Genomic DNA, 14,868 nt, shown 5'->3' with positions numbered 1-14,868 from the left:
CGCCCATTGCGCCGGCCGCCGCCTTCGGCCACCATCGCGCCCATGCCGCTGAGTCCCTTTCCGCTCGAAGTTCTCACAACCGATCAGATGGCCCGCGCCGATCGCCTCACGATCGAGAGCGGCGTGTCGGGCATCGAGCTGATGGAGAGCGCCGGCGTCGCGCTCGCCAAGGTGGCGACGCGCATCCTTCAGCGCACCAGCGGCCGGCGCGTGCTGGCGCTCTGCGGGCCGGGCAATAATGGCGGCGACGGCTATGTCGCCGCGCGATTGCTCAAGGCGCAGCGCTACAAGGTGCGCGTCGCCTCGCTCGTCCCGCCCGATCAGCTCCGCGGCGACGCCGCGCGGGCGGCGGCCGGCTGGACCGGCACGCTTCTTCCGGCGGATGAGTGCGACTTCCACGGCGTCGATCTCGTCATCGACGCCCTTTTCGGGACCGGCCTCGCGCGCGATCTCGACCCCGCCGCGCAGGCTCTGGTCAACCGCCTCAATCAATGGCGCCGCGAAACCAGGCAGAACGTCGTCAGCGTCGATATTCCGAGCGGAGTCGACGGCACCACCGGGGCGATTCGCGGGGCCGCGGTGGAGGCCGACGAGACCGTCACCTTTTTCCGCGTGAAGACGGGGCACCTTCTGCTGCCGGGCCGCTCGCGCTGCGGCAAGCTCACCTGCGCCCATATCGGCATCCGCGCGACGACGCTCGAATCGATGGCGGTGAAGACCTTCGTCAATACGCCCGACCTCTGGCTCTCCGCCCTGCCGCGCCCGAAGGTGGAAGGGCATAAATATACGCGCGGCCACGCGCTGGTCGTCTCCGGCGGCGCGTCCTTTACGGGGGCGGCGCGGCTGTCGGCGGCCGCGGCGCTGCGCGCGGGGGCGGGGCTCGTGACCCTCGCGAGCCCCAGCGACGCGCTGCCCGTCAATGCGAGCGCGCTCACTTCCGTGATGGTCCGGCCGGCGGATGGGGCCAAGGGGCTCGCCGTCGTGCTCGCGGACGAACGCAAGAACGCCGTGGCGATCGGCCCGGGGCTGGGCGTTTCCGAGGAGAGCTGCCGGCAGGCGGAGGTGGCGCTGACGCCGCAGGCCTATCGCCGCGCGGCCGTGCTCGACGCCGACGCGCTGACGAGTTTCGAGGGCGATCCCTTCCGGCTTTGGCGCGCGACGCGCGCGGCGCCCGGGCCGGTGGTCATGACGCCGCATGCCGGCGAATTCGCGCGGCTCTTCGCCGAATGCAACAGCGACCGCGCGCTGCGCTCGAAGCTTGACAGGGCGCGCGACGCGGCCCGCGTGAGCGGGGCGGTGCTGCTCTACAAGGGGCCCGATACGGTGGTCGCCGCCCCCGACGGCCGCGCGTCGATTCTGTCCTGGGCGAGCCCCTGGCTCGCGACCGCGGGCTCGGGCGACGTCCTGACCGGCGTCGTGGCCGGCCTGCTCGCGCAAGGGATGGACGGCTTTCTGGCCGCCTCCTGCGCGGTCTGGATGCATGCGCGGGCGGCGGAGCTGTTCGGGCCGGGCCTCATCGCCGACGACATTATTTCGACTCTGCCGCAAGTATGGCGCGAACTTTCCGGCGCCGGGCAGTGAAGCTTTTCGGACGTTTCATCCGGACGGCTGGCGTCACAAAAGAAAAATTCGGTGGAACTATCGCTTTCGCCCTGCGCTCCTTGTCTGGCCCGCCAGGTCTGACTAGACTGGGCCGGTTACGCGGCAGTGTTAGAGAAGCTTCACAAACAGCCTCCACAACACAGGGCGCGGGCGCGACGGGGTTGGCGGAAATTATCCCGGCGCGACCAACGGATGGACAGAGCGAACGACAAATGCGGTCACATGAGAAGCTCCTGCTGGAGAACAAGGCCTGGGCCGAAGAGACGAAGCACAGGGAACCTGACTATTTCGAGCGGCTGGCGCGCGGCCAGAAGCCCGAGTTTCTATGGATCGGCTGCGCCGACAGCCGCGTGCCCGCCGACATCATCGTCAATGCGGAGCCGGGGCTCATCTTCGCGCATCGCAACATCGCCAATCAGGTGATTGCGACAGACTTCAACTGCCTCAGCGTCGTTCAATACGCCGTGCAGGTCCTGAAGGTGAAGCACATCATCGTTTGCGGCCATTACAATTGCGGCGGCGTGAAAGCGGCGCTGTCGCATCAGCGCTCGGATTTCACGCTGCTCAACAAATGGCTGCTGCATGTGAAGGACGTCTACCGCCTGCATCGCGAGGAGCTCGACGCGATCAGCGCCTTCGAGGCGAAGGCCGACCGTCTCGTCGAGCTCAATGTGATCGAGCAGGTCAATCATCTGTCCTACACATCCATCGTTCAGAACGCCTGGAAGAGCGAGAGTCGGCCGCTGGTGCATGGCTGGGTTTATGCGCTCGACGATGGACTTCTCAAGCAGCTCATCACGCTTGGTCCCGAAAGCAAGATCGATCGCATCTACGAGTGGGACCAGTAGCGCCAGCTCACCGAACGACTGAACAGGAGACTTCAGCCGTGCTTCGCAAGCATCTCGATTACTATTTCCGCTATCTGGATCACGACATTCCGGCGGGGGTTGTGGTGTTTCTGGTGGCTCTGCCGCTCTGCCTCGGCATCGCCGTGGCTTCGGGCGCGCCGCCCTTTTCCGGCGTTATCGCCGGCATCATCGGCGGCCTTGTCGTGTCGGTCGTCAGCGGCTCGCAACTCAGCGTGTCCGGTCCGGCGGCGGGCCTCACCGTCATCATCGCCGCCGCTGTGGAGAAGCTCGGACTGGACGGCATGCTGCTCGCCGTCGCGCTTTCGGGCCTCATTCAGATCGCGATGGGCTTTGCGCGCGCGGGCGTGATCGGCGCCTACTTCCCTTCGGCGGTCATCAAGGGAATGCTCGCGGCGATCGGCCTCATCCTGATCATGAAGCAATTGCCGCACGCCGTCGGTTATGACGCGGACGCCGACAGCGACCTCTCCTTCCTGGAGGGCGACAGCCACACGACCTTCTCCCTGCTCTGGTCGTCGCTCGACTCCGTCTCGCCGGGCGCGACGGTCGTCTCGATCGTCTCGATTGCGATCCTGCTTTTGTGGGACTCCAAGTTGATCAGGGACAATCGTCGCCTCGCCGTTATCCCGGGACCGCTCGTCGCGGTCATTTTCGGCGTCATCTTCAACCAGATCGCTCAGGCGGTCGCGCCGTGGTTCGCCATTGCGCCCCAGCATCTCGTCACGTTGCCGGAGATCGCGGGCCCGCTTCAGTTCCTCGGCGAAATCCATTTCCCGAGCCTGAGCGGCCTGACGGACCTTCACGTCTATGTCACCGCCGGCACGCTCGCGCTGGTCGGCAGCCTCGAGACGCTCCTGAGCCTGGAAGCCGTGGACAAGCTCGATCCGCTCAAGCGCACCGCCCCGACCAATCAGGAGCTCAAGGCGCAGGGCGTGGGCAATTTCATCAGCGGCATGATCGGCGGCTTGCCGATCACGGCGGTCATCGTCCGCAGCTCGGCGAACATCGACGCCGGCGCGCATACGAAGGTCGCCTGCATCGTGCATGGATGGCTGCTGCTGCTCAGCGTGATGTTCCTGTCCGTCGTGCTCAACATGATTCCGCTCGCCTGCCTGGCGGCGGTGCTGCTGCTCACGGGCTACAAGCTCGCCAAGCCGAAGCTGGTGATGGAACAGTACGAAAAAGGCTTCAACCAGTTCGCCCCCTTCGCCGTCACGATCGCCGCGATCCTGATGACGGACCTTTTGAAGGGCATGGCGATCGGCATGGCGGTCGGCTTGTTTTTCGTGCTCTACGGCAATTACCACTCCGCCTTCACGCTCACGCGCGACGGCAAGAATTATCTGTTGCGGCTGCAGAAGGACGTGTCCTTCCTCAACAAGGCGCCGCTGCGCAATATTCTGGAGGATATCGAGGAGGACAGCTTCCTCGTCATCGACGGAACCCGCGCGACCTTCATCGACCAGGACATCATGGAGACGCTCGAGGACTTCATCAAGGCCGCGAGCGACAACAATATCCATGTCGAGCTGAAGAATGTGAAGGGCATGGCGGCGCCGGCGAATGGCGCCCTCGCCCCGGCCTGACGGCTTTTTCGCGGCGGCGAGGCTTTCTCGCCGCCGTCTGATTCATTGCCGCCGCATTTCGTCGAGATCCGCTCTCGCGAAGCCGCATGCCTGGGAGTCGGGCCCGCGCGCGCAGGCCTTTTTGTAGAATCGGCGCGCGGCGGCCTCGTTCCTTTGGGTTCCTTCGCCGTAGCGGTAGCTCTGCCCAAGCATGGCGCAGCCCCAGCCATCGTCATTCTTGCAGGCGATCTTGAAGCTGCGATGCTCGCAGGCCGCGAGCTCGTCGCCCGTCAGCCGTTGCAGCGGGTCGCTCGCTTCCATCGCGTTGCGCAGATGCGCGGCGCGATTCGTACAGCCGGACGGCTCGCCCTGCGCGCAAGCGGCCGCGAAGAGGATTTGCGCATATCGCGGCGGAACGAGATCTTCGCGCTCCTGAAGCGCCAGCGCCAGCCGATAGCAATGATCCTCGCTATGTCTCGTGAGGCACGCGCTCAGGCAGCCGGCCGGGTTCAGCGCGCATGCTTTTTCGGTCGCCTCTTCCTTGGCGGCGAAGAAGCTCCCGAGCGTCACGGCCGAGCGGAAGATTTCGGCCGGGCAGCTCTGATAGCTTGCGAGCATGGTCTGCTCGCGATCCATGGCGGCCATGAGCGCGCGCGCCTCCGGCTCGTTCAGCTTTGTCTTCTCTTCGGCCTGCGCCGAGGTCACGATCGACGCCGCAAGGCAGCACGCCACGAAATGTTTTGCGAAGGCGAACACGGCCTCCTCCTTCGAAGCTTTCAATGTCGAAGGGGAAGCTAGCCGCGGCGCTTCAGGACCGCCGTGCGTTCGCTCACAATGCGGGAATGAAGCTTTCGAAGACGATCTGATCCGCCCAAGGCGCCGCCGCCTCGGCCCGATCGTGCGAACGGACCGTCCAAACCGTGACGGGAAGGCGCAGGCCTTCGCGCAGAAGGAACGGAATGGCGTGGGGAAGATCTCCGACGTTCCAGGAAAGGAAGTCGGGCCGCGTGCGCCGATAATGCAGGAAATGGGTCATCTCGTCGCGACGCGCGGGCGAGAGCGCCGCCCAGTCCGCGCCGTCATAAGCGGCCTCCGCGACGATTCCCAACGGGATATGCGCGATCCCGAGCGCCGCCGCCTGCGCGCGCAGAAATGCGATCGGCTCGGGATCGAAGCTTTCGACGGCGACGGGGCCGCGATAGCGCGAAAGCGTTTCCGCAGCGCGTCTGGCGGCGGTGAGATCGCCGTCGAAACCGCTCTTGATCTCGACGACGAGCGGCGCGCGGCCGGCGACCGCCGCCAGAAACGCCTCGAAGGTCGGAATGGTCTCTCCGGATCCTTTGAGAGGGATCGCGGACAGCGCCGCCGCGTCGAGAGCGGCGACTTTGCCTTGAGCGCCGGTCAGTCGCTCCATCGTGTCGTCATGGAAGACGACGAGTTCGCCGTCGCGCGTCGGCTGCACGTCGCATTCGATGGCGAAGCCGGCGGCGATGGCGGCGCGGGCGGCGCCGATCGAATTTTCGATCACGCCGCGCGAGGGGTCGTGCAGTCCGCGATGCGCGATCGGACGCGCCGTCAGCCAGTCGAGCGCGCTCAACCGAGAATCTCGAAAATGCCCTCGATCTCGACGGCGGCGTCGAGCGGAAGCTGCGCGACGCCCACCGCGAAACGCGCATGCCGGCCGTTCTCGCCGAGCACGGCCGCGAAGAGATCCGAGGCGCCGTTCACGACTTGGGGCGTCTGTCCGAAATCGGGCGCGCAGTTCACATAGCCGCCAATGCGCACCGCCTTGAGCCGAGCGAGGTCGCCGACGGCGGCGTTCGCCTGCGCGAGCACGTTCAGCGCCGCCTGCCGCGCGGCGCCCTGGCCGTTCTCCAGGGACACGCTCGCGCCGAGCTTGCCCTTATGCGCCGGATCGAGGCCGCCGGCCGCCATCGGAAGCTGGCCGGAGACGAAAAGAAGATTTCCCGTGCGCGAATAGGGAACATAATTGGCGACCGGCGCGGCGGCGGGCGGCAGAACGAGCCCGAGCGCCGCGAGCCGCGCCGCCGGCGTCTCATTCGTGGGATTTGACATGATCGCTTTCCTTTTGGCGTTGGCGCACATCGCGCAAAAGCCGGCCGGACGATTGCGTTCAGCGCGAATTCCTGTCGCCCGCGCGAGCCCGCGAGAGCGGAACGCGCGCCAGAAAACATTTGCTCCAGCGCGGAGCTGACCCTAATTTCAGCGTAGTCGCGACGCAATGGCGGCGCCTCTTCTTCCCGGGTGAAATCGTCTCATGACTCATTCGCGCGCGCTTCTCGCCGCCGCTCTCGCCGCGAGCCTATCGCCGTCCTTTCCGGCCAGGGCGGAAGCGCCGCCGCTCGCCTCGCATCGCGCCGTTTACGAGCTCACGCTCGACAAGGCGACGGGCGCGAAAGCGCCGGCCCAGGCGCGCGGCCGCATCGTCTTCGACTTCGCCGCCTCCTGCGACGGCTATGTGCAGAACTTCCGGCAGATCACCGAGCTTCAGCCGGCGGAAGGCGCAACGAAGCTTTCCGACATGCGCTCCGCCACCTTCGAAGCGCTGGACGCGTCCGGCTATCGCTTCAAGGTCGAAACGAAGGTCGACAACGCCTCCGCGGAGGAAGTGGACGGCAAGGCGCAGAAGGGCAAGGATGCGCGCGTCAATGTCGATCTCGCCCGGCCCAAGCGCGGGCGCCTCGACATTGACGGTCCGGCCCTGTTCCCCAGCGAGCATCTGCGCCACATTATCGACGCGGCGCGCAAGGAGGAAACGCTTCTGGAGGCGCGAGTCTATGATGGGACGGGCGAGGGCGACAAAGCGTTCGACACGCTGACGGTTCTCGGCAAGGCCGTGAATGCGCCCGCCTCCGAGAAGGCGGCGCAGGCCGATGCGCTCAAGGGAATGAAGCGCTGGCGCGTCGCCATTTCCTATTTCGAGCCGGGCAAGCGCGACGGACAGCCCATCTACATTCTGTCTTTCGATCTGTACGAGAACGGCGTGTCGCGCGCGCTCAAGCTCGATTACGGCGATTTCGTTCTCAAAGGCGAAATGACGGAGCTTACGGTCCAGCCGGCGGCGGTCTGCAAGAAATAGCTTCTTAATGTCGACGCGGAGATTGTTCCTCCGAGAGGGAGCCTGCCGTGTAGCATGCTCTCCGAAAGCGCGCGGCGGGTTGCGCTTCTCGAAGGGGGCGCCATGACGACGATCGGCTCTTATCTCGCAATTTCCAGCGATCTCGGCAGATGGCGGGCCATCGCCGCCAGGGCGCCGGACGTTTCCGCGGAGACGAAATATTTTCAGGCGAATATCGGCAAGGCGACTTCCGCGGAGGCGCTGCTGAAGAATCGCCGTCTCTTCAATTACGCCATGAAAGCGTTTGGACTCGGCGACAAGACCTACGCCGTCGGAATGATGCGCAAGGCGCTCGAGCAGGGCGTCGAGGATCCCCGGGCGCTCGCGAACACGCTGCGCGACCCCGGAATCCTCGCTTTCGCCAAGGCCTTCGACTATGCGGGCAAGGGCAAGGCGGTTGCGTCGGCGAGCCTCTCGGAGACCGTCACAGGCCGCTATGTCGAGCAGGCGATGCAGGCCGAGCAGGGGAAGCAGAATCCGGGCGTCGAGCTCGCGCTCTATTTCCGGGAGAACGCGCCGCGGCTCACCAGCATTTACGGCGTGCTCGCCGACAAGAAGCTGCTGCAGGTCGTGCAGACCGCGCTCGACATTTCGTCGCGCACATCCTCGCAGCCCGTCGACACGCAGGCGCGGCTTCTGAAAGCGAAGATCAACATAGACGACTTCAAGGACGCCAAGAAGCTCGCGGCCTTCATCGCCCGATTCTCGGCGATGTACGACATGCGGAATCCGGGCGCGACGCCGCCATCCGTGACGAACGCCAACGCCATTCTTTTCGGCGCGTCCCTGGCGGAATCGGACGGCCCCGCCGGCGTCGACATTTCCCTGATCTTGCGCAGGCAGAACGCCCTGCGCGGGTGATTCATATCGCGCGCGCGACGAAGGCGCGCAGGCGCGACAGCAGGGAGCCCTTGCGCCAGAAGATCAGCCCGTGAATGGCGAGCGTCTGCTCGGCGAAAGGCGCGATCGGGGGCGCTTCGAGAAGTCCCTTATTGGCGGGCAGGCGCATCAGCGCGGCTTCATCCGCCGGCATGGAGATCTCCACCTCGCCCCGCGCCGTAATCTCTCCCGTGACGTAATGCAGCAGCATCAGCTTGCGGACGATGTCTTGCATTTGCGAACGCGGCGTTTTCCGGCAGGCGCGTTCGCCGGAACGGATGCTGTAGGGGCCGCTCCTGTCGTTCGACTGGAGCATCAGGGCGACAAGCGAACCTTCGCCCGGCCAGAAGCTCGTTCCGCCGCGGGCGATTTCAAGAAATTGCCCCTCAAAGACGCGCGACGACAAATTGTCGAGCGCGCAGGGACCCTGAACGAGGGTCTGCGTGGCGTCGACATAGTCAAAGCGATCGACCTTCTTCGGCGATGGCGACGGCGCGGCGACGCCCTGTTCGATCCGCGCGAATAAAGCGCGCGCGACTCGACCGGCGGCGTCGGTCGACAGATGGTTTTCATCCTGGAAATGCGCGGCCGCGAGGCCTTCGGCGAAAATCCCGCGAAGCCAGAGGTCGGGAACGGCGCGCCGCCGCGCCGCCGCCTCATAGAGCTTCCGTATCTTCCGAATGGCCTTGCTGCGCGGCTTGCCATCCTCGCCTGGGCGCGGCTCCAGGCACAGGAAGACGAGCCCGACGCCTCTCAGCGCGCAGAAATCCATCACCGCGTCGAGCGCGTCCTCGACAAGCGCGCTCCCCAGCACGCCCGCCTCGCACAGGAGGATGTCGTTCAGGCAATATTCGAAGATGACGAGGTCGGGCATGGCGGCGCCGTCGCGCGCGCGCTTCATCAGCGCCATCAGCCCGTAGAGCGAGCCGACCGCGCCGAGAAAGCGGTTCTCGATGCGGTGATCGGCCGCCATCTCGGCGAATTGCGCGGCCCAGCCGTCCTTGACGCCGGCGTTGGAGCCTCCCAGCAGGAGAATGTGCAAGCCGGAAACCTCTTAAAATTAGGGCGTCGGGTGAATGCCGGGCGCCGACCTCCCCGTAAAGGAGAGGCATGGGGCGGCTAACCGCCTTGTTCGCCCGACTGCCCTGCTCTCAAAATTCCGCGCTCTTCCGACGCGCGCCGGAACGTAGCCGGAAGACCTCAGCGATTCGCCTCGCTGGCCGCGGCGGCGTTCAGGCCGAAATAAAAGCCGCTCCAGCCCACGCCGCTCCTTTCCTCGGGCGCCTTCATCGGCTCGATTGGCTCTCCGGCGACGAGCGGGCGCGCCGCTTTCTTCGTTGTCAGGGTCTTCGCCGGCCGCGAAACGTCGCGGCTCGCAGCTTGGGTCGCGAGGGGAGCGACGAGGCCGACAAGGCAGATAATCAGGAGTCGATTCATGCTCAACCTCGGAAACCGCCGATCGGGCGGTTTCCTGCCACTGCGAGGCCCTTCGCGCAAGTGGCCTCTCGACGGCCGGGCTGCGCCCTTCTATCGCGACGCGCCGTAGCTTTCCGCGCTTCGGGCCCCACCGCCGATCAGGCTGGCGAGCAGCACCGAGAGGACGCCGGTCATGAAGATGCCGTCGAATGTGCCGGCGCCGCCGATCGACAGCAGCGGGACGCCGAGGCCGGCGAGCTTGTCGAGATTGAGAAGGTCGGCGCCGATCAGCACGCCGAGGCTGCCGCCCGCATAAGCGAGAGGCGCGAGATTGCGCCAGGAGACGACGGCCGCGACGATCGTCGCCGCAAGCGGGCCGACGAAGATCGGGAGCGCAATTCCGATTCCGCGCACCGGCTCGGCGAAAGCGTAGCTGATCGCCGCGACGCAGGCGGCCGCGACGAGTCCTCTTACCCACAGGGCGTTCCGCGACAAGAGGAAGAAGGACAGCAGCGTCGGGATCACGGCGCCGCCGACATTCACCGCGAGGACGGTTTGCGGCGCCAGGACGCGCGGCACCATATAGGGGATGCCGAAATAGACGATCTCGCGCTCGCTGACGAAAGGCCCGCCCCCGAGGGACGCGATCGGTATGTTCACATAGCTGCCGAGCAGCGACGCGATGAGCAGGAAGACGGCCGTCTGCGAGCTGACGCCGAGCTGCGTATAGGCGTATTGCAGGATGCGCAACTGTACGAGGACGACGAGGATCGCCACGACGCCTGCGAGCAGAAAGAAGATCGGCGGAGCCACCGGCAGATATTGCGCGTCGCCCAGATGCATTCCATGCTCCTTTCCGGCCTTCGGCTGGAAAATGGAGCGGCGCGCGGGTTTTTCCATGAGGGGAGAGCGACTCCGGACGGGCTATCTTCGCGATTGCAGCAGCCGGTCTATGCGACGCAGCTCGGAGTGGTGAAGCAGCAGGACGCCATTCGATTCCGCCAGCGCCTCCGCCGCCGGCGTGTAGCCGATCGTGGTGACGACGACGCCCCGCTGCGCCTCCGCATGGGCGACGCCGGCGGCGATTTCCTGAACCGCGCGATTGCCGACCGGCTTCGAATACATCTTGCACTGGACGACGATGCGGAGGCCGCGCTTCTCGGCCACGATGTCGACGCCCTGGTCGCCGCTCGCCGGCGTGACATGCGCGCGCCATTTCGCCCGCCGCAGCGCCGCGGCGCAATAATGCTCGAATTCTCCGGGGGTCATGTCCTCGCGGAACCGCGGCTCCGCGATCTCCTCATAGACGAGCACGGCGAGATGAAGCACGCCGAACAATGCGAGGCCCATAAAGGCGAGCCCGGGCATGCGCGGCCAGAAAAAGCCGGCCAGGGCCAGGAAGGCGAAAATCCAGACGACCCAGACGGCGACGCCGTCCTTTTGCCGCCGGGGCGTCATGTCTTGTCGGGAATTCGACAATCCTGTCGCGCGTCGCGAGGCTCAGCGCCAATTCTCGAAGGAGAACGGCTCGATGCCTTCATTCTCCATCTCGATGGCGAAGGCGACCCCGCGCGCGACGAGCTTGTTGCGGCTGCTGACGCCGGCGACGCGCGCGCCGGGATCGAGCGCGATTTCGACCACCGGCGAGCCTTCGACCACCGCCTGCTCCTTGCGCGCCAGGCCCTTGATGCGGCCGGCGGCCGGCGACGGAATCGCGGCGTCTCCGACGCGGCCGAGCGTCTCGCCCGCCGCGACGGATGAGCCGATCGTCAGATGCGCGCGAAACAGGCCCGCCGACGGCGCGCAGGCGAAAGCGTGCTCAGGCGCGGTCCGGCGCGGCCGGACATTGCCCCGCGCTTCTCCCGGAGCGACGATGGCGCCGGGATCATGCCCCTCGGTCTCGATGGCGAGGTCGCAGTCGAGGCCCGGCGTGAAATTCGGCCCGAGCCCGACGGCGAGCTCCGCCAGGTCGCGCAGGCCCACAGGCTCGGGCTCCTTGTCCTCTTTCGCGACGACGATCACGTTCCAGGGCCAGCGCTCGAGCGCTTCCTCCAGCCCGCCTCTCAGCAGGGGAATGAAGTCGCGGGTCCGAAGGCCGAGCATGAATTCGGAATTGACGTCGGCGCGCCGGGCCTCGATCCCGTCGAGCTGAGCGTAGCCGTCATACCAGGCGTCGGCGTAACACATGCGCCGTCGCAAGACGAGAGGCGCCGTCGAGCGGCAGAGCGCGACCGCATAACCCTCCGCGAACAGCGTGCGCGCCGTCGCCGAGGCTTCCTCGCCAATCCCGCAAACCAGCACGCTCAGCTCTTCGGACATCGTCACCCTCTGCAAAGGCGCATTTAAGCGCGCCAAGCGCGTGAAAAGCAAGAACCGGGCGAGTCTCGCAGGAGCCGAGCAGTCGCGTTCGCGTTCTGGAAGAACGCTTCCGGAACCTGAAAATTTCATTGTGCCGGCTTGGACTTAGTGCGCGCCATGCACGAAACTCGAACAAATATACAACTTTTTGGAAATGTCCTTGGATGACGGATATTTGCGCGTCGCGTACGCCCCGGTGAATCCTTGAGAGATCGGCGAAGCGCCCTAATTGCCGACGCCTCAGTGTGGAAGGCGGACATGCGCAAACTCACGCTTCTGACAATCGCAGCGCTTCTGGCGGCCGCTCCCGCGGCTCAGGCCCGGCGCGCTGGAAACTATGCCTATTCTGGCGACGTCCAGGCCTATGGCGGCCCCTGGCGCTATCAGCACCGGGACTGGAGCAGGCCGGGTCATCCCCTTGATCCCGGCATATGCTGGGTTTGGGATGACCGGATCGGCGACTGGGAGTGGGTGTGCTAAGAACACCTCGAAAAATAAAACGCCCCGCGCTTGCATTCGGCGTCGGGGCGTTTTCCCGAGATAGGAGAGCCGGCCAACCGGCTCAAACGCCCCGCCGTTACGGTCGGGGCGCCTCTCTTGCCGGCGGACCCGATCAAGACGCGCGAGTATTTGATTTCATTGGTAGGCCGGGAGGGACTGAGCGGAAACTTTTTCATTGCGTGCAAAACAAGTGAAATTGTTCTCCCCTCTACGAATAAAGCGCCCTTGATTTTTAAGGGTGCTTTTCGCGGCATGTTCTCACCTTCCCCCGTCTCCATGGCGGCCCTCTGGAGGGCGCTGAGATGAGCGGCGGCGACAAAATCTTCGGTGCGCCATCGTGCCATGGCTCCTACCTCTTGGGAACCGCCTGCGGCAAATGCCCGCGGTGCGAATCCGAAAAGCAGGCTCTCATATTCGCCGAGCAATGGCCGGTCGTCCGGGAGGCGGAGCCGCCGTCCCACATCGCGCAAAAGCTCCAACTCCCAACCGAATGGTCCGACGAGTCGCGCGACCTATGCGCCCTCGCGGCGGATAGGGTCTCCGCCTCTCTCGAATCCGTGACGCAGCTCTGCACAACCCCGGAGGATGGGCTCCGGGTCTCCATCTCGGCGCTCGCCGCGCCGCTTGGAGCCGCTGTCGGCTTCTACGCGGCGATGGTCGGACGGGAGCCGCAAGATGTCGATCGCCGCGAGCTCCTGGATGCTGTCTTGGAGCTTGTCGACGAAGTGATCGCCGCCCGCGAGGAAGGTCTCAAGACAGCGGGAGGGGCGGAATGACCGTCACCATCCTCCATGGCGACTGCCGCGACGTGCTGCAGAAATTCCCGGATGCAACATTCGATTGTGTCATTGCCGACCCGCCTTATGGCGAGACAAGCTTGGATTGGGATCGCTGGGTAGACAGATGGCCGTCCTTGCTCCGCCGAGTCATTAAGCCGACTGGCTCAATGTGGGTTTTTGGGTCGCTCCGTATGTTCCTAGAGCATAAGGATGAATTCGCGGGCTGGCGCATCTCACATGACGTTGTCTGGGAAAAGCACAACGGCACAGGCCTTTTCAACGACCGCTTCCGGCGCGTTCACGAACTTGCAGTGCATTTCTATCCCGACGGCCAGAAATGGTCGAATATATTTAAGGCCCCGCAGTTCACAAACGATAACCGCGCGCGAGTGGTGAGAAAAAAAGGCCGTCCGGCGCAATGGATTGGTGCGACCGGCGAAACGGTCTATCGTTCTGAAGATGGCGGCCCGCGCCTAATGCGCAGCGTCCAATTTGTGCGCTCTGAGCACAGCCGCGCCGTGCATCCGACCCAAAAGCCGCAGGGGATCGTCGAACCACTTCTTCTCTACGCATGCCCTATAGGCGGGACCGTCTTGGATCCGTTTGCGGGGAGCGGAACAACTGGGCTCGTCGCAAGACGGCTTGGGATCGACGCCACGCTCATCGAAGCGGACCGGGCTTATATCGATATCGCCGTCCAACGCATAGCCGACGACGCGCCTCTATTTGCGGAGACGACATGACCCCCGCTCAGCGCGAACTCGCCCGCCATGCCCTCGGGCTCCCGAACGAACAAAAGCGTTCGTATCGAAATCGATATTACGTCGACGCGACGGCGTCGACAGGGAGGCAATGGCTCATCATGCGCTCGCGCGGCTTTGCCGAAATGGTTCCACTCCCTGAATGCGTAGCCGATTTCTTCGCTCTCACGCGCGCCGGCGCCGAAATGGCGCTCGATCCAGGCGAGAGCTTGGACCAAGAGGATTTTCCGAAGATACGAGGTCACGAATGACCGAGCATCCCGGAAAGACAAAAGCGCAACGACGGGCTCTCGATGAAATTGGCGGAGGGAATTATTCGCCGATGATGGCGCGCGCGACACGCGAGGCATTGCTCTCGGCGGGGCTCATCGTCCCGATTGGAGAGCGCGTCATAGGCACAGGTCCGCTCGCGGCACGCGTGCCGTGCTGGGAGATGCCGATACCCGTCCATATGCAATGGTGCGCTTATTGCGCAGAGCAACCGGGCAACAAGCCGCCGTCCGAAACGGTCACGCTCGAATGCCCGAAATGCGGGAAGGCAAAGCAGGTCGCGCGCGACAAGACGGACCCGCCGACCGCCGCGCGCGTGCGCGTCGCCTGCCCTGAATGCAACGGCGGGGATTTCGATCTGATCGACTATTTCGACGCAGACGGGAAGCAAGTCGCGTTTGCCGGAGGGCTGGAGAATGGGTGAGAGAATCCCCGTGCCAGAGCTTGTGCGACTCGCACTTTTGGATGCTGCCGATTGGCAAAATAGCCTTGCCGACGCGTGGCCTCACGGATCTCCGCAGAGGCAAGAGGCGCTCAATCTTAAGGCTCAATACATGAGGCTCCACAACCGCCGCTACGGCAAACGCAAAGACCCATTCGAGAACGCGGAATACGTGACCTTGGAAGAACTGCGCGAGCGAGCAGAAGCCACCCGCTCCCCCGGGCTGAAATCAGGAGAGGGCGAATGATACATGCCCTTAGAATACTCGTAGCGATTAGTCTGATGGC

General features: G+C 64.9%; 18 protein-coding genes. 10 read left to right on the top strand and 8 right to left on the bottom strand.

Annotated elements, in window-relative coordinates; translation table 11 throughout:
* The first annotated feature begins 42 nt into the window (after positions 1 to 42).
* The 3 genes from ACV7JP_RS02520 (at position 43) to ACV7JP_RS02510 (ending at position 4,057) form a co-directional block, all read left to right on the top strand.
* The gene (locus ACV7JP_RS02520) at positions 43 to 1,581 is read left to right on the top strand and encodes an NAD(P)H-hydrate dehydratase (RefSeq protein ID WP_457799017.1); all 1,539 of its coding nucleotides are present in this window, start codon (positions 43 to 45) and stop codon (positions 1,579 to 1,581) included.
* Between the two features lie 233 nt (positions 1,582 to 1,814).
* A complete protein-coding gene (locus ACV7JP_RS02515) occupies positions 1,815 to 2,450 on the top strand; it encodes a carbonic anhydrase (protein ID WP_457797685.1) in 636 nt (211 codons plus the stop codon).
* A gap of 38 nt (positions 2,451 to 2,488) precedes the next feature.
* Positions 2,489 to 4,057 (top strand): SulP family inorganic anion transporter, encoded by a 1,569-nt coding sequence (locus ACV7JP_RS02510; RefSeq protein ID WP_457797684.1) that lies wholly within the window; start codon positions 2,489 to 2,491, stop codon positions 4,055 to 4,057.
* A gap of 42 nt (positions 4,058 to 4,099) precedes the next feature.
* Here ACV7JP_RS02510 and ACV7JP_RS02505 read toward each other — a convergent pair whose 3' ends face one another.
* From ACV7JP_RS02505 to ACV7JP_RS02495, 3 genes are all read right to left on the bottom strand, one after another.
* Positions 4,100 to 4,792, bottom strand: a complete 693-nt coding sequence (locus tag ACV7JP_RS02505) for a tetratricopeptide repeat protein (RefSeq protein ID WP_457797683.1) — start codon at positions 4,790 to 4,792, stop codon at positions 4,100 to 4,102.
* 73 nt (positions 4,793 to 4,865) lie between these two features.
* Positions 4,866 to 5,633, bottom strand: a complete 768-nt coding sequence (locus ACV7JP_RS02500) for a glycerophosphodiester phosphodiesterase family protein (protein WP_457797682.1) — start codon at positions 5,631 to 5,633, stop codon at positions 4,866 to 4,868.
* Entirely contained in the window at positions 5,630 to 6,112 is a 483-nt protein-coding gene (locus ACV7JP_RS02495) for a RidA family protein (RefSeq protein ID WP_457797681.1), read from the bottom strand. Before ACV7JP_RS02495 ends, ACV7JP_RS02500 begins: the two co-directional genes overlap by 4 nt.
* A gap of 202 nt (positions 6,113 to 6,314) precedes the next feature.
* Here ACV7JP_RS02495 and ACV7JP_RS02490 point away from each other — a divergent pair, with 202 nt between their 5' ends.
* Positions 6,315 to 7,136 carry a cell envelope integrity EipB family protein gene (locus ACV7JP_RS02490; protein WP_457797680.1) on the top strand — a complete coding sequence of 274 codons (822 nt, stop codon included), beginning with the start codon at positions 6,315 to 6,317 and terminating at the stop codon, positions 7,134 to 7,136.
* Positions 7,137 to 7,190: 54 nt separating this feature from the next.
* On the top strand, positions 7,191 to 8,036 hold the full coding sequence (locus ACV7JP_RS02485; protein WP_457797679.1) for a DUF1217 domain-containing protein: 846 nt from the start codon (positions 7,191 to 7,193) through the stop codon (positions 8,034 to 8,036).
* A gap of 1 nt (position 8,037) precedes the next feature.
* Here the strand turns inward: ACV7JP_RS02485 and ACV7JP_RS02480 are convergent, their stop codons facing one another.
* The 5 genes from ACV7JP_RS02480 to ACV7JP_RS02460 form a co-directional block, all read right to left on the bottom strand.
* Complete coding sequence (locus ACV7JP_RS02480) at positions 8,038 to 9,096, bottom strand: SGNH/GDSL hydrolase family protein (RefSeq protein ID WP_457797678.1); 1,059 nt, start codon at positions 9,094 to 9,096, stop codon at positions 8,038 to 8,040.
* A 158-nt stretch (positions 9,097 to 9,254) separates the two neighbouring features.
* On the bottom strand, positions 9,255 to 9,491 hold the full coding sequence (locus ACV7JP_RS02475; protein ID WP_457797677.1) for a hypothetical protein: 237 nt from the start codon (positions 9,489 to 9,491) through the stop codon (positions 9,255 to 9,257).
* A 90-nt stretch (positions 9,492 to 9,581) separates the two neighbouring features.
* A complete protein-coding gene (locus ACV7JP_RS02470; protein WP_457797676.1) occupies positions 9,582 to 10,313 on the bottom strand; it encodes a DUF1614 domain-containing protein in 732 nt (243 codons plus the stop codon).
* 81 nt (positions 10,314 to 10,394) lie between these two features.
* The gene (locus tag ACV7JP_RS02465) at positions 10,395 to 10,928 is read right to left on the bottom strand and encodes a restriction endonuclease (RefSeq protein ID WP_457797675.1); all 534 of its coding nucleotides are present in this window, start codon (positions 10,926 to 10,928) and stop codon (positions 10,395 to 10,397) included.
* 42 nt (positions 10,929 to 10,970) lie between these two features.
* A complete protein-coding gene (locus tag ACV7JP_RS02460) occupies positions 10,971 to 11,789 on the bottom strand; it encodes a hypothetical protein (protein ID WP_457797674.1) in 819 nt (272 codons plus the stop codon).
* An 842-nt stretch (positions 11,790 to 12,631) separates the two neighbouring features.
* On the opposite strand from ACV7JP_RS02460, the gene ACV7JP_RS02455 reads away from it, so the two are divergent.
* Genes ACV7JP_RS02455 through ACV7JP_RS02435 form a run of 5 tightly spaced genes read left to right on the top strand, consistent with a single transcriptional unit; the run spans position 12,632 to position 14,828 of the window.
* On the top strand, positions 12,632 to 13,105 hold the full coding sequence (locus ACV7JP_RS02455) for a hypothetical protein (RefSeq protein WP_457797673.1): 474 nt from the start codon (positions 12,632 to 12,634) through the stop codon (positions 13,103 to 13,105).
* Positions 13,102 to 13,851 carry a DNA-methyltransferase gene (locus ACV7JP_RS02450; RefSeq protein WP_457797672.1) on the top strand — a complete coding sequence of 250 codons (750 nt, stop codon included), beginning with the start codon at positions 13,102 to 13,104 and terminating at the stop codon, positions 13,849 to 13,851. The genes ACV7JP_RS02455 and ACV7JP_RS02450 overlap by 4 nt, the downstream gene beginning before the upstream one ends.
* Positions 13,848 to 14,120, top strand: coding sequence for a hypothetical protein (locus ACV7JP_RS02445; RefSeq protein ID WP_457797671.1), 273 nt, complete (start codon positions 13,848 to 13,850; stop codon positions 14,118 to 14,120). Before ACV7JP_RS02450 ends, ACV7JP_RS02445 begins: the two co-directional genes overlap by 4 nt.
* Positions 14,117 to 14,563 carry a hypothetical protein gene (locus ACV7JP_RS02440; protein ID WP_457797670.1) on the top strand — a complete coding sequence of 149 codons (447 nt, stop codon included), beginning with the start codon at positions 14,117 to 14,119 and terminating at the stop codon, positions 14,561 to 14,563. The genes ACV7JP_RS02445 and ACV7JP_RS02440 overlap by 4 nt, the downstream gene beginning before the upstream one ends.
* Positions 14,556 to 14,828 (top strand): hypothetical protein, encoded by a 273-nt coding sequence (locus ACV7JP_RS02435; protein ID WP_457797669.1) that lies wholly within the window; start codon positions 14,556 to 14,558, stop codon positions 14,826 to 14,828. The genes ACV7JP_RS02440 and ACV7JP_RS02435 overlap by 8 nt, the downstream gene beginning before the upstream one ends.
* Positions 14,829 to 14,868 lie beyond the last annotated feature (40 nt).

It is taken from the genome of Methylocystis sp. S23 (genome assembly GCF_054106005.1).
The sequence above is the reverse complement of the archived record's forward strand: the minus strand, read 5'-3'. Positions and strand labels throughout refer to the sequence as shown.